Genomic DNA, 19,689 nt, shown 5'->3' on the forward strand with positions numbered 1-19,689 from the left:
GTGGATCCTGGGGTATGACCGCCCTTGACCCACTCTACCGCCGCCATCGTTTTCCCGCCGACATCATCGCCCACGCGGTCTGGCTTTATATCCGCTTCCCTCTGAGCCTGCGGATGGTCGAGGATATGCTGGCGGCGCGAGGCATCCTTGTCTCGCATCAAACGGTGCGACTGTGGGCAGAGAAATTTGGCCGTAGTTTTGCCAACGAGATCCACCGCCGCTCGTCCGGCCAGTTCGGCGATAAATGGCACCTCGACGAGGCCGTCATTTCGATCCGAGGCAAGAAGCATTGGTTGTGGCGCGCCGTTGATGAGAATGGTTTCGTTCTGGAGGTTCTCGTACAAAGCCGCCGTAACGCCAAGGCGGCCAAGCGCCTGATGCGCAAGCTGTTGAAAAGCCATGGCCGGGCGCCACGCGTGATGGTTACCGACAAGCTTCGCTCCTACGGCGCCGCAAAGCGGGAAATCATGCCCGGCGTCGAGCATCGCTCCCACAAAGGCCTCAACAATCGGGCAGAAAACTCCCACCAGCCTGTCCGACGACGAGAACGGATCATGAAGGGCTCCAAGTCACCGCGACATTTGCAACGCTTCGTGTCCATTCACGATCCGATCGCTAATCTGTTCAACATCCCCCGTCACGACATTTCATCCAGCCACCATCGCGAACTACGCGCAGCGACCATGAGCATGTGGGCCGAAATCGCTCGGATATAATCGGGGAGTCCAGCAGGAGCAGTACCTGTCACTTGGCGGACGTTAAGTTTACGATGCCGATACGGGCTCTCGACGTCCCACTTTTCGATCTGATCGGCAACCTTGGCCAGCCGGTTACGCAGCGTCCGGTGATTATGGGGCAGAAAGATATCAAGTACACGAGCTGCTTCTCGAAAGGACAAACGGGAGCCGAGCTCTGTCTGAATTCACTCCAATTCCGGCGTTGTTCTTCCATTCAACAGGGTCGGGGTACAATCGGCGGCCAATCTTGCGCTCGATCCGCATTCGCAGCGTCGCCACCGTGGCACGCGCACACGACAAAGGCCGAAGAGCGAATGGATCGTACGGGATCTGTAATCGTGAACCTGGCGAGAGCAATCGCAATGCGGGCACTTCCGATCACGCTGGACAGCCTGATCCGTCTGAAACTGCGTCAGCTCCTTCTGCAGATGCAGCTGAATTTCTTTGGCTTCTTCGAGGGAAAGGCCAAAATCGTCGAGACGAGCATCATCGACACTGCGCTTAACGTTGGCAATTTCGCGACGCTGTCGAACGCCGTCCACCCCCACAAGCTCGACGGAGATGATCATCTTCAGTTGTGCGGTCAACGAGTATCCTTTCCAAAAAGTACTCGATTACCTGGATATCCTTACCCCCACGTTTTTCCCACTCTCGTGAGCGAAGACGACCGAAACCTGCCATTGCGTTTGTCATTCATTTGCACTACTTTCAGGCTTGAAATGGAGATGGCTATGGCTGCAAACGCACTCGTCCAAACCCGTATCGATGCCGAAATTCGAGATCGCGCTTCCGCCGTGCTTGAAAACATGGGCCTAACGGTATCCGATGCGGTTCGTATCTTGCTCACCCGGACAGCCAACGAGGGTGTGCTGCCACTCGAACTTCTTTCAGGCAGTGAGGCCCATGACGCTTGGTTTCGCTCCAAGGTACTCGAAGCATTGAACGATACTCGACCGGACGTCTCGGATGATGAAGTCGAGGCCCATTTTGCGAAACGTCGCGCGGCGGCCTGCCTTAAAGTGAATGCGCGCAAATCGTGAAGCTTACCTGGTCTGCGTTCGCGTTATCGGATCGTGACGCCATCTTCACGTTTATCGAGGCTGATAATCCTTCAGCCGCCATCCTTGTCGATGAACGGATAGTCGCGGCCGCTCGTCGTCTGACTGATTTTCCCGCGAGCGGTCGTGTTGGCAGAATTGCTGGCACGCGCGAACTGGTAATCAACGGCACGCCGTATGTCGTGGCATACGCGGCAACGGAGGCATCTGTTCGTATCCTTCGCGTCCTCCATGGCGCGCAGGAATGGCCCGACACTTTGCCAACTAGCTAGACTTAGAGCTTGATGCCGGAAAACAACGGGTCGGCGGTTCGAACTGGTTCAAGAGCCATGCCCTTCCTCCGTTCATCTCGCCTTTAAGAACCACCTCCTCAAATCCACCACCCACTTTCATATGACGATAGTTATCTGCGGCTCTATCACGTGGAAAGACTTCGCCGACGAAAGTTCGAAGCTGCCCGCACCGAACAGCGGTTGCGCTTTCTTCGCAAACCACCGAACCATTGCCCGCTTTTCCTTGATGGCGTGGGACTTCATTAACCGTTCCGATCAACTTGTGGTGCTTGCAAAGCACCGTGTCGAGCAGAATGATCTCGTCATCGTCCCGCCTCGGCAGCCCGACGTGCATAAGGCGCCTGCTTTCAGCAAGGCTGCGAGCGTTCCAAGCGAGATAGCTTCAGCTGACTGCATTGAAGAGGACAGGGTCGATATGATTGATGCCTGCGATTTCGGGCCACTCTCAAAAGGGGTATTCTCTACAGCATCAGCACTCAAAGCGATGCCTTGCCAATCGATGCACCACCATCGACGTGCAGCGTGTGCCCGGTGATGAAAGCCTCGCCAGACAGCAAATGCAGTTGCCGCAGCGGTTTCTTCCGGCTTTCCGAAGCAGCTCATGGCTAGGCATGTCGGTAATCTCCGGAGATCCAATCAGAGAGCAGCTTCGCATAGGTCTCGGCAGCGTCCTCCCAGACGAAGTGACCAGCCTCGACCACTTCGGCACGGCAATGCGGCATATGGTCTGCGAGAAACTGCCCGTTGGATGGCGGAACGAATGGATCATCCTTCCCCGAAACCACCAATGTCGGCGTCGCAATCGCCGGCAACAACTCCGCCAATCGGGGAAGATCGTGACTATAGGCGCGCACAAAATCAGCAACCTCGTTCCAGCGCTGACCTTTAGACGACGTGCGGTAATCCTCCAGAATGGCTTCCGGAATGGCGGTCCGTGCCATGGTCTTGACCAGTTGATAGACCTGCTCGCCACCATCGGAACCAGCAAAGTCGTCTCTCGATGATCCCACGATCTGCCGCAATGGGCCGCCTAGAAGATCCAGACTGACGCCGCCGCTACCGCCGACGATGCTTTCGAACCGGTCCGGATTGCTGCTCGCAGCGAAGAGCGCCGCTAGCGTGCCGACATCCGGCGCAATGACATGCGCGCGTTCGATGCCTAGTTCGTCCATCGCGCGAATGAGGAAACGGCCCATTGCCTCGGGTGACATCAGATCCGGCCGGCTTTCGGACATGCCGAAGCCCGGGAGATCGACCGCCGTCAAAGGCCCCAAGGGATATACCCGCGGCCAGACGAGATTGAAGGCATAGATACTCTCGGGCCAGGGTGCCGTCAGCAGTATCGGTAGGCCGGGATCCGAAGGCGACCGGACCAATCGGATCTTGAGGCCGTCAATATCGACGAAAGACGCGTCGGTCGGCATCAGAATTTCAGACGTCATAACGGATATCCTTTTCGGCGTGCGGACCCATCTGGTTGGCCGGGTCATTACGTATAAACAACTCATTGCGGGTGCCGCGAATGTCAGGTGGTCACAATTTTTCCTGTTGCTTGAGGACAGCCGCTTCGAGCGCAGCGGCGGCAATGAGAGCATCCTGTTCGCTGGAGCCGCCGCTTACGCCGACGGCGCCCGCGACGTGACCTTCAAGTTTGATCGGGACGCCGCCGGGAAGGATGACATATTTGCCGGCGCTGGTATTCCCTACGGTAAAGAGGCTGGCGCCCGGCTGGATCAACAGGACGAATGTGGCTGAGGGCGCATGAAACGACCGCGCTGTCTGTGCCTTGCCGAGAGCCAGATCGAACGCGCCCGGCCAGGCGCCATCCATACGCGCCATGGCGATCTGCTCCCCACCCCGGTCAACGATGACAATGGTCACATGGACGCCGATCTCGTCCGCCTTAGTCTCCGCCGCCTTCACAGCGCCCAAAGTGACTTGGGGAACATACATCACATTTTCCTCACAGGGCGGGAGCATCGCCGTCGCCAGCTGTCACTCAGTGCAGCTTAATGTCAGAGAGGTCGATCGACACCACGAGTGGTTCAGGAAGCGATGTCCCGTCAGGTTGACGCGGGAAGATGCGTCGCTCAGTCGGGAATTTGATTCCCGACACTGTCGTGTAGCCTGAGATATAGTGAGCGCCAGGCGTGTTGCCGGCGATTTCCACGTCGTAATCGTGGCGCTTCAGCAGCCCGTCAGCATCGACATACAGCGTCTGCACGGTGCTATGGGTTGCGATTTCCTTCGGGAAGGTCACCTTCAGACGCTGCCACGTCTCCCCGTTTTCGCTCCAGTCCGGTAGCTGTACGCTTGCGACACCGGGAGCCGCCAACAGGAACGGCATATTGAAGTAGGTCCACATCGCAATACCGGCGAAATAGGCGAGCTGCAGTTCCGTCCAAGGCGTCTCGAGCGTATGGCCGGCAAAGGAGGCACGGGGCATCTCGAGTTCCTCAAGCACCCGACCTGTCCCATCCTTGATCTCGACCTTGTCGGGCCGGAACAGGGTGACCTTGCCGTTGGCGCCGAACGGATGGTGGGACGCCCATTCATTGCCGAGCCCGACCGTGACGTTGGTGTCATCGAGCTTCCCGCCATGACCTTTGAGGGGCCAGAGCGCACCGCCCTGCTTCAGATGCGCGGTGAGGCTAGCGAACGTCTTCCAGGCGTCGAGGCCGCCATGGGCATCGATTATCTTCTGCGCGAGCGTATTCATTGAGGAAGTCCTGTAAAATAGGGTGCGGGTACTCGTTCAGGCATTGAGGAAGGTCTGGACGTGAGCGACGAAGGTGTTGGCGTGCTGGAACAGGGCGCCGTGGCCGGAGTCCGGATAGATGATCAGCGTGGCGCTGCTCATATGCTTGAACATCTCGTAGGCATTGATCGAGGGAAACATCGTGTCGTCGCTGCCGTGGACGATAAGCGTGGGCTGGCGGATGGCCTTTAATGTCGCGTGGCCGGCATCTTTGTTTGCGCACCAGGCGATGATCGCGGCCGCCTGCGGGTTGCTGACGGCATCGCCACTTTCGGGGTCGCGATCCTGGCGGCGGGCGGTCGCCCGGTCGACAAAAGCGGAGCCCGCTGCTTGGCTCGCCGCGCTTGGCGTGAAGAAAAGGGGAAGGCGCACGTCCCGGGCGTTCTTCGAGAATGCTTCTTCCACCACTTGCAGGAGATGTTCCTCGCCGCCTCTGGGGGCGGACCCGGCGACGATGAGCTTGCGAGCCTTGACCGTGGAACGGGTGGCTATCACTTGGGCGAGGAATCCGCCGAGCGAGAAGCCGAGAAGATCGACTTCGGTGAGGCCAAGCGCCACCATGAAGCTTTCCGCATCGGTGGACATTTGCTCGATGGTGTCGGGCACGGCGCCGGTGGACGTTCCCACGCCAGTATTGTTGAACACGATGACGGGGCGGTCGGCGGCCAGCGCATTGACGACGCGCGGATCCCAGGCATCCATGGTTCCCGTGAAATGCTGCAAGAAGACAAGCGGAATGCCACTTTCGGGACCAAGCTTGCGGTAGGCAAAGCGGATGCCGCCAACTTCAACGTGGAGTGTCGGGGCCGTCTCGAGAGTCGTGCTCATGATCAGTTCCTTTTGCGTTCATCCGTTGCTGGATGAGGGTCTGTAGGGAAGACGATAGCAATTGGCAGGCTTGCCCGGAAGGACGTAAAGACGGCAATTCAGGACGTGCCCGCCGATACGCCTGTTGTCGCATCGAGAAGCACGAAAGCCCTCATTTGAGGGCCGGGAAGTCGACGGTGGTGTCGTTGACGCGATTGAAAACGTTCGTGAAGGTGATGATCGCGATCGCCAGCGCCACGTCGACAACGGCCTGATCGGGGAAGCCGGCGGCGCGGAACGTGTCGAGTTCAGCCAAGTCGATCGTCCCGCTGCTTTGCTGAAGGACGCGGACAAAACGGACCAGCGCATCGCGGCGGGCGTCACCCGTCGGCTCAAGCGCGCGGATCGCGCGCACCGTGTCGACCGGAATACCGGAAGCCTTGCCGGCGAGACTATGGGCCGCCACGCAATAGTCGCAGGCGGCAATAGCGCTGACAACGAGCTTGACGGTTTCGCGTTCCTGGGCGGACAGCGAGCCGCGCGAGGGCGCCGCATCGGCTGAGAGCATGGCCTGCAGGGCCGGGGTGCTGAGGTTGCCGATGGCAGAATAGGCGTTGGGAACCATGCCGATGGAGTTGCGGATGGTCGCGAAGAGATCGGCTGTTTCGCCGGTTGCGGTGACAGTGGCCGGGGTGTTAATACGAGAGGCCATGGCATTGCTCCTTTCGAGCTGTTTTCGTGGGGAAATAATCGCCGTTGGGTGAGGGACAGGGGGATTTGCCGTTCGGGGTGACGGGAGGAAGTGTCAGGGCTGACGGTCAAAGTCATCGGGTCCTGAAGAAGGTGGCATTCACGACGAAGGCGATAAGTTCCGCCGATGCTGCCAGCAGGCCGATGCCCCATATGACGCCCGTGCCAAGAACGGTTGCGCCAAGCGCGCTTCCGACGGAGAATCCGAAATACATGGTCGATGTGTTGAGCGCGAGGGCGACCGGCGCCTGCGATTGTGCTCCCGCTCCGATCAGCCGCGACATCTGCGCGGGAAAGAACGACCAGACCGTGAAGCCCCAGAGGGCAACGGCCGCCAGCACGGGGACAAGCGCCGTCGATGGAGGCAGGCCTGCCAGGACCGCCAGCGCCAGGAAGGAGAGGCCAAGCAGGGAAAGCGACCAGCACACCACGCGGTTCGCGCCGAAGCGATCGTTGAGGATACCTCCGGTCATAACACCGGCTGCGGCCGAAAGACCCCAAAGGGATACTGTTGCGGTGATCCCTGGCGGTCCGAACGAAAGAACGGCCTCCAGATACTCGGCGATATAAGGGTAGGCGGCAAAGGCGCCGATCGACCAGAATAGGCTCACGGACAACAGCCGCAGGACGGGCCGCTGCCGTATGACCAATACCCGGTCTCTCAGGCCTGCCACTGCAAAGCCGCTGCCGGCATCCCGCGCGATGCCCATCAATATGCCCCCGATTGCCACCGCGCTCATCGCGCCGACCAGCAGAAAGGTTGCCTGCCAGCCAAAGGCATGACCGATCAGGCCGCCGAGCGGCAATCCGAGCGCAATCGCCAATGTCTGCCCGGCACTGACGATGGCAAGCGCGCGTCCACGCATATGCTGTGGTACGATTACACCGGCCAAACCATTGGCCGCAGGGACATAAAGACCCGCTCCGATCGCCATGACGATACGCGCACCCATCAGGACCGCGAAAGAGGATGACAATGCCGCAGTGAGGTTGCCGATGGCAAACAGCGACATGGCGATCAGAAGTACCCTCCGGCGCGCCAATCTGCCGGTTGCAACTGTCGTGGCCGGCGAGGACACGGCCAGCACCAGCGTGAACACGACAACCAGTAGGGCCACCGTCGGTACGGCCATGTGGAAGTCTTCGGCCATGACCGGCAAAAGAGGTGCGATCATGAAGCCCTCGGTGCCGATGGCGAAGGTCCCGAGTGCAAGGAATCCCGCAGGAACAAGTCCCACGTGGGAGGTGTGAATCAGCGACACGGACATGGTTTTAAAACTCCTTGACGTCAGAGCCCGCCATCTGCGGGCCCTGACACGGGCAGCATGGAGATGTCAGAAGGGGATCGGGTTTGCGGCGATCTCGGCGTTGAAGCCATCGACCAGCGCGTGTTCGTTGAGGCCTGGATTGTCGCGCAGCGCACGGATCCCCTCGACGAAAACCTCCGGCGCTTCGGTTGCAAGCCCCTTCATGGTTTCTGCGATGAAGGCGTCCAACGGCATGGCGCGCGTATCGCCGCTCTTCTTGATCAGGTCCGTATCGACCCACGGCGGCGCAATTTCCTGCACGGTGACACGGGTATCCCGCAGCATGAAGCGCTGCGACAGGGTGTAGGAATGCAGTGCCGCCTTTGAGGCCGAATAAACGGCGTTGGTTGCGATCGGCACATAGGCAAGGACCGAGGTGTTGTGGATAATCGTCGCGCGCGGCTGGGCCTTGAGATGCTCGATCAGGGCTGATGTCAGGCGGATCGGGCCTAGCAGGTTGGTCTCAATGATGCGGCGCGACGTGGCGTCGTCGATGCGGGTCGAAGGATCGTCGAACGGCATGATGCCGGCGTTGTTGATCAGGACGTTCAGCGTGGGATAGTCACGGATCAGCTGTGCCGCGACACGGTCGATGTCGGCCGCATCGGCAATATCGAGCTCCACACCGTCGATGCCGGGGTTCGTGGAAGCCACCTCGTCGAGCAGCGCCTTGCGGCGGCCGGCGATGATGACCTTGTTGCCGAGAGCATGGAAGGCTTCGGCAAGCGCCCTGCCAATGCCCGACGTGCCGCCGGTGATGAAGATTGTGTTGCCGGTCATCTGCATGGAATATTCCTTCTCTTGCGAAATCGCGCGCCACCACGGCGCTTTCGATACGTTCATTATGTGGGCTGAATGGGTTGGCTCAAATGTCATAAAAACAGCAAATCAAGACACTGCTTTAAGAAGACATCAAAAACCCGGCGCGATGGCCGGGTGTTGTCTGAAACGACACTGGCGTTGGTGCGCGTTAGCCGAGGAAGAGATCGATCTGTGCGGCGAAATCCTCGATCTCCTGAAACAGGAAGGCGTGGCCTGCGTCGGGATAAAGGACCAGTCCTGCGTCCGGCGCCTGCTGTGACAGAACGAAGGAGCGATAGGCGGGCAGCATCAAATCATGGGCACCGTTGGCGACCAGGATCGGCATGCGCAGATCCTTTGCCCGGGAAAGCACGCCCGGCCAGCTGGAGATTGCCTTGATCTGTGCCATGAAGGCTTTGGCGGTCACAGTGGGACCCTGATCGGGTTGTGCCGCAATCCTTGCAATCGAAGCCTTGCCGCACGCGACCGCGGCTTCGGTCTCGGGATAGAAAAGGAAGAGAAAGTCGTCTCGTCGTTGATGCCGCCTGGGCTCGATCCGGCGATGATCAGGCGCCGGATAAGATGGGGGGAATCGAGCGCCAGTTGCTGGGCCACCCCGCCGCCAAGGGACCAGCCAAGGACATCAGCCTGTCTGAAGCCCAGCCGGCCGATAACCTCGGCCGTCACCGCAGCCATTCCGGCGATCGTTTCAGGGACGCGGCCCTCGGACCTGCCGATGCCTGTGCTGTCGAAGCTGAATACACGACGCTCGGCGGAAATGGCCTTTACGAACGCCGGATCCCAATCGTCCATCGTGCCACGAAACCGCTGCAGCAGGATCAGCGGGATGCCACCGTCTGGACCGCTTTGCCTGACGGCAAGACGCCCCCGGCTGGTATCCAGCCAGCGGGTGCCAGAGTCTTCTCCATGACGTTACTCCATTCTGTTTGAATAGAGCGAGGCTATCCGTCAAAGCCGCTGACTGAAACGACATAGATGCAGCAAATCCAGTCACGCCGCCGTGCTGTCTTCCATCAGCTTAAGGCTGCGCTTCAGGCTGGCGGGCGGTTGCCCGTAGCTGCGCAGGAAGGCGCGGCGCATCCGGTCACGGTCGGAAAAGCCGGTATCGCGGGCGACGATGTCCATTGGATGCCGGCCTTCTTCCAGCATAACGCGCGCAGCTTCCAGCCTCATCATCTCGACGGCCTTGGCGGGGGACTGGCCGGTTTCTTCGCGGAAAATCCGGCTAAACTGGCGTGGTGACAGGCTGGCGGCTTCGGCCAATTCCTCGACAGAGAGGTTGTTGCGCAGGTTCTCCCGGGCATAGGTAAGCGCTCGCTGCACCCGGTCGGATCGCGGCTCCAGTTCAAGAAGCGCCGAGAATTGCGACTGGCCGCCGGGGCGTCGATGATAGACGACGAGTTTGCGGGCAATGGCTCTTGAAAGAGACGATCCGTGATCATCCTCGATCAACGCCAAAGTTAGGTCGATAGCCGAGGACATTCCGGCTGAGGTCCAGACATTCCCATCACGGATAAAAATCCGGTCATCGTCCACGGTGACTTTAGGAAATCGGGATCTGAGGTTAGGTGCATGCGCCCAGTGGGTGGTGGCCGTGCGGCCGTCCAGCAGACCGGCCTCGGCCAGTACGAAAGCACCGGTGCAAACGCCGGCGACCCTGCGGGCCTCCTTACCGGCGCGCGCCAGATAGCCACGCAATCCTGGAGAGATGGGAGAGGGAACGAGTTCACCAGCCACTATCAGCGTATCTGGCATGAGACCGAGCGCTACCGTCTCTATGCCCGTGTTCATCGAAGACCTGACCGTACCACCGTGTTCCGATAGGACAGTCAGCTGATAGCCATCGTCTCCGAGTTCGGCGTTGGCAAGCTCGAATGCTGCCAGAGCTGCCAATCCCATAAGTTGAAAACCGTGTTCGAGAACAAGGGCGACCTGCCGCATGTAGTGTCCTTCCCGGATTGACGCTAGAGACTAATCCGGTCAGCGGCATCGAGCAAACCCAATTCATCTTGATGGCAGGAACCGACGTTTCTTTGACAGGAACGGCTGCGTTATTCCATTGAGGAGTTGCCGGCACAACACCCTGCTTCCCCACCTCAGCCGTGTTGTGCGGCGTTGGTGCAAGGGTCACGGAAAGAGCGAACTTCCATCTTTGATGCTGCTGTTATGCGGCGGTGATCTTACCGCGGGCGTGCGCAGGCCAACATTCGATTGAGGATGAAGGAGCCGATCGCGACTTCTGTCTGCTGTGCTGCGGGCCAACGGTTCGAGTTCGTTCAAGACGGCCATTTGAAGATCGGCGTTCCACGCCAGCGAGAGCGCCTAATCGCGGCGATGCGCGATGTCGAGAATGAGCCTAGCCGAGCTGCGCTTCGAACCCGGGAGAGCGATTTGACAAACTTTGCCAAGTTCGGCTAATCTTCTCGTCCTATGGAGACTCGAATGGCTACGATGAACGTATCTCTTCCGGACCCGATGAAAGATTGGGTCGAGGCGCAAGCAAAGACCGGGCGATATTCCAATGCCAGCGACTATGTGCGTGATCTGATCCGGAGGGACCAAGTTCGCAGTGATAAGATTGCCGCCATGCAACGCTTCGTTGATGACGGTCTTAAAAGTGGTGTTGGCAGCCGGTCGAAGGACGAGCTTTTTGCCGCGGCAGTCGCGCGTGGGGAAACGACGCGCGGCAGCAGGTAATGCGTTTTAGCCTTTCAGTCGAAGCGGAAGAGGATATCATTACAATCGCCGAAGAAGGTGTGCGCATGTTCGGATCCGCACAGGCTAGGCGGTATCATGACGAACTGTTTGCAGTGCTTGATCTCATTGCCGCTAATCCGCGAATGGCGCGTGAGCGAGAAGAGATTTCGCCGCCAGTTAGAATTCATCCGTTCAAAGCCCATCTCATTGTCTACCGGATCGAGGAGAACGGAGCAATTTTCGTGATCCGAATACGGCATGGACATGAAGACTGGACGAGCGATCCCGTTTAGGCGCTCGCCGAGTGAATGAACAAGCACAGTTGCTTGATGGGCATTTAAGGCCGGGAGTGTGACGCGTGTCAACATCATCTGGCATTCCCTAAATCGCTATTATCCCATGCTTTTATTTGCGGGATCTGCTGTTCGATTCCCTTCAAGAGCTCCGGTAACATTGCTCGGATTACCCCCGCGCGAACACCCTCACCATATCAAAGGCGACAGGTCGGCGCCTGTCGAGTGCCAGTGCATCACAGATTTCGAGAATGTGCTCGCGCATGAGTGTCACGGCTTTTTCGACATCACCTCTCTCGCAATGCTCAATCAGGTCGTCATGATGATCATGCCAGCCAGCAAGTCCCATCTGATTGTCGAAGAGATTGACGATCAGGCTGGTGCGGGCAACCAGCAGCCTCACCTGATCTGCAAGGACACGATTGCCGGATAGCTCGGCCATCAACGTGTGAAAACCACCGGATAGGTGGATCGCCTCGCGGATATACCCTTGTTCGCGAAGTTTGTGCTCCTGCTCGATATTGTCGCGCAGCCTAGCAATCGCCGTTGGATCAGCCGCCTGCGCCACCGCTTCGGTCGTTCCGGCCTCGATCGCGACGCGGGCGGCAAACACCTGCCGGGCCTCGTCGGCGTCGGGTGCGGCGATATAGGCACCGCGGTTGGGTATGAAAACGACAAGTTTCTCCCAGTGCAGGCGCTGCAAGGCGGTAGCGACCATACGTCGGCCTACGCCGAACGCTTCAACCAACGCGATCTCGGTAAGCTTAGTTCCCGGCAGCAGGCGCTGGTCGACAATTGCGTCGAATAAATGCCTGTAAGCAGCCTCCGCGTCATCCGTCCGGGGGCGGTTGCGCTCATTCATCATGCCCACCAAACGCGTCTTCTGGCTCATACTTAGGCTCTCCGCGATTAATCGCTACACAGAATATTGCGCACAATTTTGAGCGCAGCTTTGTTTTCATTATATTTCGCAGAGTGGCACGTCCCTTGCAAAATATTTCTGGCGGCTTCACCAAAAAAAGGGGACTGACATGCTCGAATTCAAAACTTCAAGGCGAACCATTCTGCAGGCGGCTCTAGCCGCGCCCTTCGTTGTTCGGGCGGGGCGTAGCTTTGCAGCTGAACCGGTGAAGTTCTCCTTTGCCGTGCCGTTCGACGGCTCGATCTCAATGTATCTCCTGGCAGCGCAGAATGGTTGGTACAAGGATGCCGGCCTCGACTGCCAGTTCGACACCAGCGGCGGCTCAGGCGAAGCCGCGTCACGAACCGGGTCGGGCGTTTACGATGGCGGTACGGTCGACATCAACAATCTCGCGGAGTTCAACTCGAAGAACCCGACTGCGGAGGTACGCGCTGCCTTCATGCTCTATTACAAAAGCCCGCTTTCGGTCGTCACGCTGGCGAAATCGGGAATTACAAAGCCTTCCGACCTTGAGGGACGCACGATCGGCGCAGCGGCGGCCGACGGCGCCTACCGACTGTTCTCCACCTATGTCAAGACGACGTCGATCGATGCATCGAAGATTAAGTGGAACATGGTCGGCCTGCAGTTGCGCGAGGCCGTCCTTGCTGGAGGCAGCGCCGATGCCATTCTTGGTTTCGACTCCACGGTCTACTTCGGTCTCCAGAAGGCCGGTATTGCGCCAGCCGATATCAAGATCCTCTACTATTCCGACGCTGGGCTTGACCTCTATGGCAACGCAATTGTCCTATCGAAGAAGTTCCGTACAGAGCGGCCGGACGTGGCAAAATCCTTTATCGCTGCCAGCGCACGAGGGTATCAGGCAGCGATAGCCGATCCGAAGGCTGCTATCGCTGCACTGAAGGCACACTCCCCGCTGATCAATGCCGATCTGGAGGAACAGAAGCTACGTTGGCTGATCAAGAACCAGTTCACCACTGAAGAAACGAAGAAGAGCGGCATGGGCGGTGTCGACACGGCCCGACTGTCGAAGTCAATGGAGGCCGTCGCGGCGGGCTTCAGTCTGCCATCCGTACCGAAGGCCGAGGATCTGTTCGATCCGTCTTTCCTGCCCGTGGCTGAACTCAGGAAGCTTCCGGCATGATGTTTGACCTGGTGGTCCGCGGCGGAACAATCGTGACCGCCTCTGACGTAACGAAGGCGGACCTTGGTGTCAGGGGAGGCCGTATTGCTGCGATCGCCGAGCATATCGAGGACGCAGAGCAAGTGATCGATGCAACCGGGCGGCTCGTGCTGCCCGGCGGCATCGATGCTCATTGCCATCTCGACCAACCGCAGGCGCCGGGGCTGGCGGCTAAGGGCGCGAAAATGGCGGACGGTTTTCGCTCCGGAAGCATTAGTGCCGCATTCGGGGGAACAACGACCATCGTACCCTTCTGCGTCCAGCACCGGGGTGAGTCATTGACTGCCGCGGTGGCCGACTATCACCGACGGGCCGAGGGGCAGTCGGTGATAGATTACGCGTTCCATCTGATCGTCAGCGACCCGACACCCGCGGTCCTCGGGCAGGAACTGCCGGCGTTGATCCGCCGCGGCCACACGAGCATTAAGGTCTATATGACCTACGACGCGATGCAGCTGAGCGATCGCCAGATCCTCGATGTCTTCGAGACAGCGCGCGAGGAAAAAGCAGTGATGCTGATCCATGCCGAAAACCACGAGATGATCGGCTGGCTTGCGGATCGGCTCGAAAAGCAGGGGCGAACGCGACCCCCTGCTCATGCCACGTCGAGGCCGCTTCCAGTAGAAAGGGAAGCGACACACCGGGCCGTCACGCTGGCCGAAATCGCTGGTGTGCCGCTGGTGATCGTGCATGTCTCTGGGGGAGATCCGCTTGATGAGATCCGCCGCGCTCGCGCTGGTGGCCACGTCGTTATCGCCGAAACCTGCCCGCAATATCTGCTCTTGACCGAAGCCGATCTGGAAATGCCGGATATGCTCGGGGCCAAGGCCATGTGCAGTCCGCCGCCGCGCGATACGGCGGCGCAGGCAGCACTTTGGCGCGGCATCGAAGACGGTACGATCGACATCTTCAATTCCGATCATGCGCCCTATTGCTTCGATGCGGATGGGAAGTTGAAGGCTGGTCCTGCGGCATCGTTCCGTGCCATCGCCAATGGCATCCCAGGGCTGGAGACGCGGCTCGCCATCCTGTTCAGCGAAGGTGTCATGAAAAGGCGCATAGACCTTCCGCGCTTCGTGGCACTGACGGCGACGAACAATGCCAAGCTGTATGGTCTCCACCCACGTAAGGGCACGATCGCCGTGGGTGCCGATGCGGATCTGGCTATCTGGGATCCGGAACGGCGGGTCACCATCACCAACAGCATGATGCATCACGATGTCGACTACACTCCATTCGAGGGGCTCGAGGTCCAGGGCTGGCCAGAGACCATCATCAGCCGCGGTGAGGTCATCATCGAGAACAATGAACTGAAGGCGCAGCCGGGCCGCGGACAGTTCCTCACGCAACAAACATCGTCGGCTTGGAAGACAAGGGAGATCGCCGCATGGATCTGAAAATTGCAGGAAAGCGTGCGCTCGTGCTGGGAGGCAATCGCGGCATGGGTCTCGCTGTCGCCAGGGCACTCGCCGCCGAAGGTGCTGCCGTGTTCCTGGCTGCCCGTGACAGGCAGGCGCTTGCGGCAGCCGCGGCCGAAGTCGGGGCGGCAGGCATGTTTCAGGTCGATCTATCGGATATTACGAGCCTGACCGTCTTCGCGGCCGAGGTTGGCGATATCGACATCCTGATAAACAACACCGGCGGCCCGCCCTACGGTGGCGCGGTCGGCCGTGATGTCTCGGACTGGGAGGAGAGCTTCCGATCGATGTCGCTGTCGGTAATCCGTCTGACGGATTTATTTCTTCCGGCCATGCGCAGGCAAGTCTGGGGACGCATCGTGACGGTTGTCAGCACTGGCGCCGTTCAGCCAATCCCCGTCCTCGGGATTTCGAACACGATCCGAGCCGGGTTGATCGCATGGTCTAAGTCGCTGGCGCCCGAGGTTGCAAAGGATGGAGTGACCGTCAATGTGGTGATGCCCGGCCGGGTCGCGACCGAGCGTGTCGCGATGACCGATGAGGCAACCGCTCAACGCGAGAGCATTCCGGTGGAAACCGTGCGTCAGCGTTCCTTGGCCCAGATTCCCGCCGGTCGCTATGCCGAACCTGACGAAATTGCGGCCGTCGTCGCCTTTCTCTGTAGCGGTCGGGCATCCTATGTCACGGGGAGTGTCTATCGCGTCGACGGAGGGTATGTGCGCCATGTCTGAAGAACTTCCGATGACGTTGACCAGATCGGCGGTAAAGCTTACGCATCGCGGCGCATCCACCATTCTTGCCGCAGCCGTTGATGCTGCGGAAGCCATGGGCGTCCCCCAATGCATCGCCGTGGTCGACGAAGGCTGCAATCTGATGGCCTTTATCCGAATGGACGGGGCGCGCGTGCTTTCGATCGAGAGCGCAACGCGCAAGGCGATGACGGCTGCAACGACCGGTCAGCCGACGGGTGGTATATCGCCCGACAAGGCATTGCTTTTGGCCGAAGCAACGTCGGGAAAGATGACAAATCTGCTTGGTGGCCTGCCTTTGCTTGTTGACGGTCAGGTTGTCGGTGGGATCGGGGTCGGCTCCGGGACGGGAGAGCAGGATCTTGAGATCGCGAAAGCCGCTATCGCGGCGTTCGAACGGAAAATCAAAGAGGGGCAGAGTAGATGACGACAGCATTCCCTCCGGCGGAGCAGATGACGGCACGAATAGCGCAGCTCGAAAATGTCCAGGTGCGGTTCGGCAAGGGAGACAACACGTTCTTGGCGCTAGACCGGACAAATCTGACAGTTCGCCCCGGTGATTTCGTTGCGATGGTCGGTCCCTCCGGCTGCGGTAAGTCCACCATTCTCAAGCTCGTTGCGGGCCTGCTTCGGCCGACGGAAGGCGTTGTCTTTGTCGCCGGGCGCGAGGTGGGGGCGGAACAGGTCGGGATCGGCATGGCGTTCCAGAATCCGACGATGTTGCCCTGGTTGACGATCCGGCAGAACATCATGCTGCCGCTGAAGATCGTCAAACCTTATTCGGATACTTTCCGTCGCGATAAGGATACCGTGTTTCGGGACAGGGCCGACGCCCTACTTGCGAAAGTCGGCCTTACCGGTTTCGGTGACCGCCGGCCTTGGGAACTATCCGGCGGCATGCTACAGCGCGCCAATCTCTGCCGCGCGCTCATCCATTCCCCGAAACTCCTGATGCTCGACGAGCCATTCGGGGCGTTGGATCAATTCACCCGCGAGGAGCTCTGGGCGATCCTTCAGGATCTCTGGATGGAGACGAAACCGACTGTCTTTCTCGTCACGCATGATCTTCGCGAAGCGGCGTTTCTGGCAAGCCGGATCCTGGTGATGAGTGCCCGCCCAGGCCGCGTGACCGAGGACCGTGCAGTGGACTTTCCGCGACCGAGAACGCTGGAAACCACGTTCGAGACAGAGTTTACCGATCTCACAAATGATTTACGGCGCCTGATTTTTGCCGCGCGCCAGGAAGTGGAGAAGGTCTGATGCCGTCGCCTCAAATCAAGGAAAACCTGAAATCCGCGTCCCTGATCGTGCTGATTTTTGTTGTCTGGGAAGTGGCTTGCATCGTCTTCCATATCAGCCCGATCGTGTTGCCGCGCCCGAGCGCCATCTTCAGCACGCTCATTATCCAAATGCCGGCTCTGTGGCCCAACATCCTCCAGACGTTGGCAACAACGATGGTGGGGTTTTCCCTCGGCATGGTGATCGGCGTGGCACTCGGCATCTTTGTTGGCGTATCGAGAACCGCCTACAAGACAGCGTATCCGCTCTTGGTCGGTTTCTCGTCCATTCCGAAGGTCGCCGTCGTTCCGATCTTCGTTCTGTGGTTCGGCTCGGGCACGGTGCCAGCGGTCCTAACCGCGCTGACGACCTGCATCTTCCCGATTGTCGTCAATGTCGCGACCGGTCTTGCGACCACCGAGCCGGAAATGGAAGACGTGCTAAAGGCACTCGGAGCATCGCGTATCCAGGTTCTGTGGAACGTCAGCCTTCCACGAGCTATGCCATATTTCTTCGCGTCGCTTAAGGTCGCCGTTACCCTTGCCTTCGTTGGCACGGTGCTTTCTGAGACAGTCGCTTCGAATCTGGGCATCGGAACCGTGATGATGATGGCAACGTCGAGCTTCGACGTAGCGCTCGCCTTCGCAGGACTTTTTGCCCTCGCATTCCTGGGCATCGCTCTTTACAGCGTATTCGCCGTCATCGAGCTGCGGGTTTGTGGGTGGGCCAACCGCAAACAGGAATTTGCGGCGGGGTAGCGGATTTCCGTCACTGCGGCATGGATCGTGCGGTGGCGGCCTTCTCGGCATGAGTAACGATCGATGAACTGACTGATTGCAAGGATATAGGAGGTTGTCGGTTCTGCTCCCATCACGAGCAGTGAGACTCAAAACGTGGGGAACTGCTGCGGGGTCGACTCTATTTACAGCTTCGGGCTCGCACCCCCATGCCAATTATCGAAGTTAAAACGACTTATAATTCTTCGAGATTTTCGTTTAGAGCCTCAATGTCGCGAAGTCGTTTTCGACCTTCAACCCCGGCTTTTTCGAAACACCGGCTAATCAGCAAATGGCACAACGCCATCACCGAGGTGTGGTTGAACAACGGGCCGGGCGCAAGTGTCTGGCATTGGAAGTGCCAACCAGCGGCGGTCTCGAAGGGTGCGCTTTCGTCGGTAACGTACAGAAGATTTGCCTTCGATCTCCGAATTTGTTCGAGAATTGCGTCCATCTGCGCAATTCGTCGGCGCATAGCAAAGACCACGACGATGTCATTCTCACGAAGGCTCACGAAGTGTTCGCCTAGCGTCTGCCCAGAACCGGGGATGGCGACAATGTTTTCAATGACCTGGATCAGTTGCCATTGGAGATACGAGGCAAATGGGTGACTGCTTCGAAATCCGACAACCCAGACTTTTCGCGCATTGAGGATTGCGTCGGCTGCGGCCTCTATCTGACTGTCAGGAATAGAAATGAACGTCGCTTCAAGGTTGGCGATGCCTTGGGCTATATGTGCCTCTACCGACTGGATCGACGCAGCGTTGGCCGAACTCGTGAGAAAAAGCCGGGACCCAGTTTGCTTTTCCTCCCGCGCGTGGCGGCGGGCTTCCTCGTAGGTCTCATAACCGAGCCGCTGGATGAACCGCGTGACAGTGGCCTTGGAAACGTGCGCGAGCGCCGCAAGTTCCTGTGCTGAATAGCTCGCGAGTTCGCCGGGAAAATCGCAAACGAACTCAGCCAATCGCTTTTCTGCCGGATGGAGGTTGGGAAGCGCCTCTCTCACGCGAAACAGGAACGAACGATCTTTCGGCACAATACTCTCCGCGACGTCTCCAGGCGGCGGACTTTCCTTCGCAATCTCCCGATTTGCAACCGGAAAACTCAAGCTGCCGTGCCGAAGCGACCTGGTCATTACACCAAACTCGCAGCGACTGATTCAAGAGGAAACATCCGCTTGAGGAGGAGTTTAGTGGCTGATTCAATCGGGGCGATCACCGGCGCGGACAGCTGTTGCTGAAGTTGGACCGCTGCTCTGCCAAGCGGCCCGCCGCCGATGACGACCACCTCGGCGCCATCAAGCTCCAGGCACTCCTTGACGGCAATGGTGAGGGCCGTCTGCAGCCGCTCCGGGTCGGAAGAGAGAGAAATTGGGTCCCCGCTGGTCAATCGAGTGCCGGTGAAAAGGTTGGCAAGCCCGAGGCTCACCGCCTTTGCCGCGAAACCCTCGACGAGATCTGGTGTGACGGTCGCAATGCCAAACCGTCGTCCGCCGAACGCAGCTTCCAGCATGCTTGCCTCGCATATGCCGATGATGGGTATATCGGTCATCTGCCTCAGCTCTTCGAGGCCAGGATCCCCGAAAGCGCTGACGATGATGCCATCGGCCCTTGGCGCCGCGGTCAACCCCATCTGCACGACGCCGTCGGCGGAGGCGGCAAGCTCTCTGCTGTTGAGGATCATCGATACGCCTCTTGCTGCGGTCACGCCTTCGATCGAAATACCAGCAGGAACAGACTGACGAGCGATATCGGTCATCATCGCCGTGGTCGCCTCCGATGTGTTTGGATTGATGACAACGATGTGTGTCATGGTGCTTTGGACGCCGCAGCCGGGCGTCC

The 19,689-nt window shown here is 59.1% G+C and carries 25 protein-coding genes and 1 pseudogene; 12 read left to right on the top strand and 14 right to left on the bottom strand.

The features are described from left to right. Positions 1–14: 14 nt before the first annotated feature. Positions 15–716: an IS6 family transposase gene (locus ACK9YZ_RS32605; protein WP_416067559.1), complete on the top strand. Its 702-nt coding sequence runs from the start codon at positions 15–17 to the stop codon at positions 714–716. Here the strand turns inward: ACK9YZ_RS32605 and ACK9YZ_RS32610 are convergent. Further along, positions 692–1,324: pseudogene (locus tag ACK9YZ_RS32610) on the bottom strand (ISKra4 family transposase); the annotation flags it as partial. The gene ACK9YZ_RS32605 and the pseudogene ACK9YZ_RS32610 overlap by 25 nt on opposite strands. Positions 1,325–1,468: 144 nt before the next feature. Between ACK9YZ_RS32610 and ACK9YZ_RS32615 the strand changes: the two are divergent. The 3 genes from ACK9YZ_RS32615 to ACK9YZ_RS32625 all read left to right on the top strand — a co-directional run bounded on the left by ACK9YZ_RS32615 (position 1,469) and on the right by ACK9YZ_RS32625 (position 2,623). Further along, complete coding sequence (locus ACK9YZ_RS32615) at positions 1,469–1,777, top strand: type II toxin-antitoxin system RelB/DinJ family antitoxin (protein WP_416067561.1); 309 nt, start codon at positions 1,469–1,471, stop codon at positions 1,775–1,777. Further along, on the top strand, positions 1,774–2,067 hold the full coding sequence (locus ACK9YZ_RS32620; protein WP_416067562.1) for a type II toxin-antitoxin system RelE/ParE family toxin: 294 nt from the start codon (positions 1,774–1,776) through the stop codon (positions 2,065–2,067). The genes ACK9YZ_RS32615 and ACK9YZ_RS32620 overlap by 4 nt, the downstream gene beginning before the upstream one ends. A 121-nt stretch (positions 2,068–2,188) precedes the next feature. Next, positions 2,189–2,623, top strand: coding sequence for a hypothetical protein (locus tag ACK9YZ_RS32625; RefSeq protein WP_416067563.1), 435 nt, complete (start codon positions 2,189–2,191; stop codon positions 2,621–2,623). A 70-nt stretch (positions 2,624–2,693) separates the two neighbouring features. On the opposite strand, the gene ACK9YZ_RS32630 is transcribed toward ACK9YZ_RS32625, so the two are convergent. From ACK9YZ_RS32630 to ACK9YZ_RS32675, 10 genes are all read right to left on the bottom strand, one after another. Next, positions 2,694–3,530: an alpha/beta fold hydrolase gene (locus ACK9YZ_RS32630; RefSeq protein ID WP_416067564.1), complete on the bottom strand. Its 837-nt coding sequence runs from the start codon at positions 3,528–3,530 to the stop codon at positions 2,694–2,696. A gap of 91 nt (positions 3,531–3,621) precedes the next feature. Continuing rightward, entirely contained in the window at positions 3,622–4,041 is a 420-nt protein-coding gene (locus tag ACK9YZ_RS32635; RefSeq protein ID WP_416067565.1) for a GlcG/HbpS family heme-binding protein, read from the bottom strand. A 46-nt stretch (positions 4,042–4,087) separates the two neighbouring features. Then, on the bottom strand, positions 4,088–4,807 hold the full coding sequence (locus tag ACK9YZ_RS32640; protein WP_416067566.1) for a hypothetical protein: 720 nt from the start codon (positions 4,805–4,807) through the stop codon (positions 4,088–4,090). A 36-nt stretch (positions 4,808–4,843) separates the two neighbouring features. Further along, positions 4,844–5,674 carry an alpha/beta fold hydrolase gene (locus tag ACK9YZ_RS32645; protein WP_416067567.1) on the bottom strand — a complete coding sequence of 277 codons (831 nt, stop codon included), beginning with the start codon at positions 5,672–5,674 and terminating at the stop codon, positions 4,844–4,846. A 151-nt stretch (positions 5,675–5,825) separates the two neighbouring features. Continuing rightward, on the bottom strand, positions 5,826–6,365 hold the full coding sequence (locus tag ACK9YZ_RS32650; RefSeq protein ID WP_416067568.1) for a carboxymuconolactone decarboxylase family protein: 540 nt from the start codon (positions 6,363–6,365) through the stop codon (positions 5,826–5,828). Between the two features lie 112 nt (positions 6,366–6,477). Continuing rightward, a complete protein-coding gene (locus tag ACK9YZ_RS32655; RefSeq protein WP_416067569.1) occupies positions 6,478–7,671 on the bottom strand; it encodes an MFS transporter in 1,194 nt (397 codons plus the stop codon). A 66-nt stretch (positions 7,672–7,737) separates the two neighbouring features. Next, the gene (locus ACK9YZ_RS32660) at positions 7,738–8,496 is read right to left on the bottom strand and encodes an SDR family oxidoreductase (protein ID WP_416067570.1); all 759 of its coding nucleotides are present in this window, start codon (positions 8,494–8,496) and stop codon (positions 7,738–7,740) included. A gap of 184 nt (positions 8,497–8,680) precedes the next feature. Then, entirely contained in the window at positions 8,681–8,938 is a 258-nt protein-coding gene (locus ACK9YZ_RS32665; RefSeq protein WP_416067571.1) for an alpha/beta fold hydrolase, read from the bottom strand. Then, positions 8,935–9,324, bottom strand: a complete 390-nt coding sequence (locus tag ACK9YZ_RS32670; RefSeq protein ID WP_416067572.1) for an alpha/beta fold hydrolase — start codon at positions 9,322–9,324, stop codon at positions 8,935–8,937. The genes ACK9YZ_RS32665 and ACK9YZ_RS32670 overlap by 4 nt, the downstream gene beginning before the upstream one ends. Before the next feature lie 198 nt (positions 9,325–9,522). Further along, positions 9,523–10,473, bottom strand: a complete 951-nt coding sequence (locus ACK9YZ_RS32675; RefSeq protein WP_416067573.1) for a GlxA family transcriptional regulator — start codon at positions 10,471–10,473, stop codon at positions 9,523–9,525. Positions 10,474–10,974: 501 nt separating this feature from the next. On the opposite strand from ACK9YZ_RS32675, the gene ACK9YZ_RS32680 reads away from it, so the two are divergent. Both ACK9YZ_RS32680 and ACK9YZ_RS32685 read left to right on the top strand, forming a co-directional pair. Beyond that, entirely contained in the window at positions 10,975–11,229 is a 255-nt protein-coding gene (locus ACK9YZ_RS32680; protein ID WP_220333757.1) for a type II toxin-antitoxin system ParD family antitoxin, read from the top strand. After that, positions 11,229–11,522, top strand: coding sequence for a type II toxin-antitoxin system RelE/ParE family toxin (locus ACK9YZ_RS32685; RefSeq protein ID WP_416067574.1), 294 nt, complete (start codon positions 11,229–11,231; stop codon positions 11,520–11,522). The genes ACK9YZ_RS32680 and ACK9YZ_RS32685 overlap by 1 nt, the downstream gene beginning before the upstream one ends. Before the next feature lie 169 nt (positions 11,523–11,691). On the opposite strand, the gene ACK9YZ_RS32690 is transcribed toward ACK9YZ_RS32685, so the two are convergent. Further along, positions 11,692–12,414 (bottom strand): GntR family transcriptional regulator, encoded by a 723-nt coding sequence (locus ACK9YZ_RS32690; protein ID WP_416067575.1) that lies wholly within the window; start codon positions 12,412–12,414, stop codon positions 11,692–11,694. Between the two features lie 139 nt (positions 12,415–12,553). Here ACK9YZ_RS32690 and ACK9YZ_RS32695 point away from each other — a divergent pair, with 139 nt between their 5' ends. Genes ACK9YZ_RS32695 through ACK9YZ_RS32720 form a run of 6 tightly spaced genes read left to right on the top strand, consistent with a single transcriptional unit; the run spans position 12,554 to position 17,830 of the window. Continuing rightward, the gene (locus ACK9YZ_RS32695) at positions 12,554–13,588 is read left to right on the top strand and encodes an ABC transporter substrate-binding protein (RefSeq protein ID WP_416067576.1); all 1,035 of its coding nucleotides are present in this window, start codon (positions 12,554–12,556) and stop codon (positions 13,586–13,588) included. Further along, a complete protein-coding gene (gene hydA, locus ACK9YZ_RS32700) occupies positions 13,585–15,024 on the top strand; it encodes a dihydropyrimidinase (protein WP_416067577.1) in 1,440 nt (479 codons plus the stop codon). Before ACK9YZ_RS32695 ends, hydA begins: the two co-directional genes overlap by 4 nt. After that, positions 15,015–15,776 (top strand): SDR family oxidoreductase, encoded by a 762-nt coding sequence (locus tag ACK9YZ_RS32705; protein WP_416067578.1) that lies wholly within the window; start codon positions 15,015–15,017, stop codon positions 15,774–15,776. Before hydA ends, ACK9YZ_RS32705 begins: the two co-directional genes overlap by 10 nt. After that, the gene (locus ACK9YZ_RS32710) at positions 15,769–16,221 is read left to right on the top strand and encodes a GlcG/HbpS family heme-binding protein (protein WP_416067579.1); all 453 of its coding nucleotides are present in this window, start codon (positions 15,769–15,771) and stop codon (positions 16,219–16,221) included. The genes ACK9YZ_RS32705 and ACK9YZ_RS32710 overlap by 8 nt, the downstream gene beginning before the upstream one ends. Next, positions 16,218–17,054 carry an ABC transporter ATP-binding protein gene (locus ACK9YZ_RS32715; protein WP_416067580.1) on the top strand — a complete coding sequence of 279 codons (837 nt, stop codon included), beginning with the start codon at positions 16,218–16,220 and terminating at the stop codon, positions 17,052–17,054. Before ACK9YZ_RS32710 ends, ACK9YZ_RS32715 begins: the two co-directional genes overlap by 4 nt. Then, a complete protein-coding gene (locus ACK9YZ_RS32720) occupies positions 17,054–17,830 on the top strand; it encodes an ABC transporter permease (protein ID WP_416067581.1) in 777 nt (258 codons plus the stop codon). The genes ACK9YZ_RS32715 and ACK9YZ_RS32720 overlap by 1 nt, the downstream gene beginning before the upstream one ends. 214 nt (positions 17,831–18,044) lie before the next feature. Here ACK9YZ_RS32720 and ACK9YZ_RS32725 read toward each other — a convergent pair whose 3' ends face one another. Further along, positions 18,045–18,887, bottom strand: a complete 843-nt coding sequence (locus ACK9YZ_RS32725) for a MurR/RpiR family transcriptional regulator (RefSeq protein WP_216760881.1) — start codon at positions 18,885–18,887, stop codon at positions 18,045–18,047. A gap of 95 nt (positions 18,888–18,982) precedes the next feature. Then, positions 18,983–19,660: an aspartate/glutamate racemase family protein gene (locus ACK9YZ_RS32730; RefSeq protein ID WP_416067582.1), complete on the bottom strand. Its 678-nt coding sequence runs from the start codon at positions 19,658–19,660 to the stop codon at positions 18,983–18,985. Between the last annotated feature and the right edge of the window lie 29 nt (positions 19,661–19,689).

The sequence above is a fragment of the Rhizobium sp. ZK1 genome (genome assembly GCF_047782645.1).
GTDB lineage: Bacteria > Pseudomonadota > Alphaproteobacteria > Rhizobiales > Rhizobiaceae > Rhizobium.

Coding starts and splice junctions, on each gene's coding strand:
- ACK9YZ_RS32720 (WP_416067581.1), top strand. CDS start 17,054: ATGCCGTCGCCTCAAATCAAGGAAAACCTGAAATCCGCGTCCCTGATC.
- ACK9YZ_RS32645 (WP_416067567.1), bottom strand. CDS start 5,674: ATGAGCACGACTCTCGAGACGGCCCCGACACTCCACGTTGAAGTTGGC.
- ACK9YZ_RS32625 (WP_416067563.1), top strand. CDS start 2,189: ATGACGATAGTTATCTGCGGCTCTATCACGTGGAAAGACTTCGCCGAC.
- ACK9YZ_RS32710 (WP_416067579.1), top strand. CDS start 15,769: ATGTCTGAAGAACTTCCGATGACGTTGACCAGATCGGCGGTAAAGCTT.
- ACK9YZ_RS32660 (WP_416067570.1), bottom strand. CDS start 8,496: ATGCAGATGACCGGCAACACAATCTTCATCACCGGCGGCACGTCGGGC.
- ACK9YZ_RS32635 (WP_416067565.1), bottom strand. CDS start 4,041: ATGTATGTTCCCCAAGTCACTTTGGGCGCTGTGAAGGCGGCGGAGACT.
- ACK9YZ_RS32715 (WP_416067580.1), top strand. CDS start 16,218: ATGACGACAGCATTCCCTCCGGCGGAGCAGATGACGGCACGAATAGCG.
- ACK9YZ_RS32630 (WP_416067564.1), bottom strand. CDS start 3,530: ATGACGTCTGAAATTCTGATGCCGACCGACGCGTCTTTCGTCGATATT.
- ACK9YZ_RS32690 (WP_416067575.1), bottom strand. CDS start 12,414: ATGAGCCAGAAGACGCGTTTGGTGGGCATGATGAATGAGCGCAACCGC.
- ACK9YZ_RS32695 (WP_416067576.1), top strand. CDS start 12,554: ATGCTCGAATTCAAAACTTCAAGGCGAACCATTCTGCAGGCGGCTCTA.
- ACK9YZ_RS32640 (WP_416067566.1), bottom strand. CDS start 4,807: ATGAATACGCTCGCGCAGAAGATAATCGATGCCCATGGCGGCCTCGAC.
- hydA (WP_416067577.1), top strand. CDS start 13,585: ATGATGTTTGACCTGGTGGTCCGCGGCGGAACAATCGTGACCGCCTCT.
- ACK9YZ_RS32650 (WP_416067568.1), bottom strand. CDS start 6,365: ATGGCCTCTCGTATTAACACCCCGGCCACTGTCACCGCAACCGGCGAA.
- ACK9YZ_RS32615 (WP_416067561.1), top strand. CDS start 1,469: ATGGCTGCAAACGCACTCGTCCAAACCCGTATCGATGCCGAAATTCGA.
- ACK9YZ_RS32680 (WP_220333757.1), top strand. CDS start 10,975: ATGGCTACGATGAACGTATCTCTTCCGGACCCGATGAAAGATTGGGTC.
- ACK9YZ_RS32730 (WP_416067582.1), bottom strand. CDS start 19,660: ATGACACACATCGTTGTCATCAATCCAAACACATCGGAGGCGACCACG.
- ACK9YZ_RS32705 (WP_416067578.1), top strand. CDS start 15,015: ATGGATCTGAAAATTGCAGGAAAGCGTGCGCTCGTGCTGGGAGGCAAT.
- ACK9YZ_RS32605 (WP_416067559.1), top strand. CDS start 15: ATGACCGCCCTTGACCCACTCTACCGCCGCCATCGTTTTCCCGCCGAC.
- ACK9YZ_RS32670 (WP_416067572.1), bottom strand. CDS start 9,324: ATGGACGATTGGGATCCGGCGTTCGTAAAGGCCATTTCCGCCGAGCGT.
- ACK9YZ_RS32655 (WP_416067569.1), bottom strand. CDS start 7,671: ATGTCCGTGTCGCTGATTCACACCTCCCACGTGGGACTTGTTCCTGCG.
- ACK9YZ_RS32685 (WP_416067574.1), top strand. CDS start 11,229: ATGCGTTTTAGCCTTTCAGTCGAAGCGGAAGAGGATATCATTACAATC.
- ACK9YZ_RS32675 (WP_416067573.1), bottom strand. CDS start 10,473: ATGCGGCAGGTCGCCCTTGTTCTCGAACACGGTTTTCAACTTATGGGA.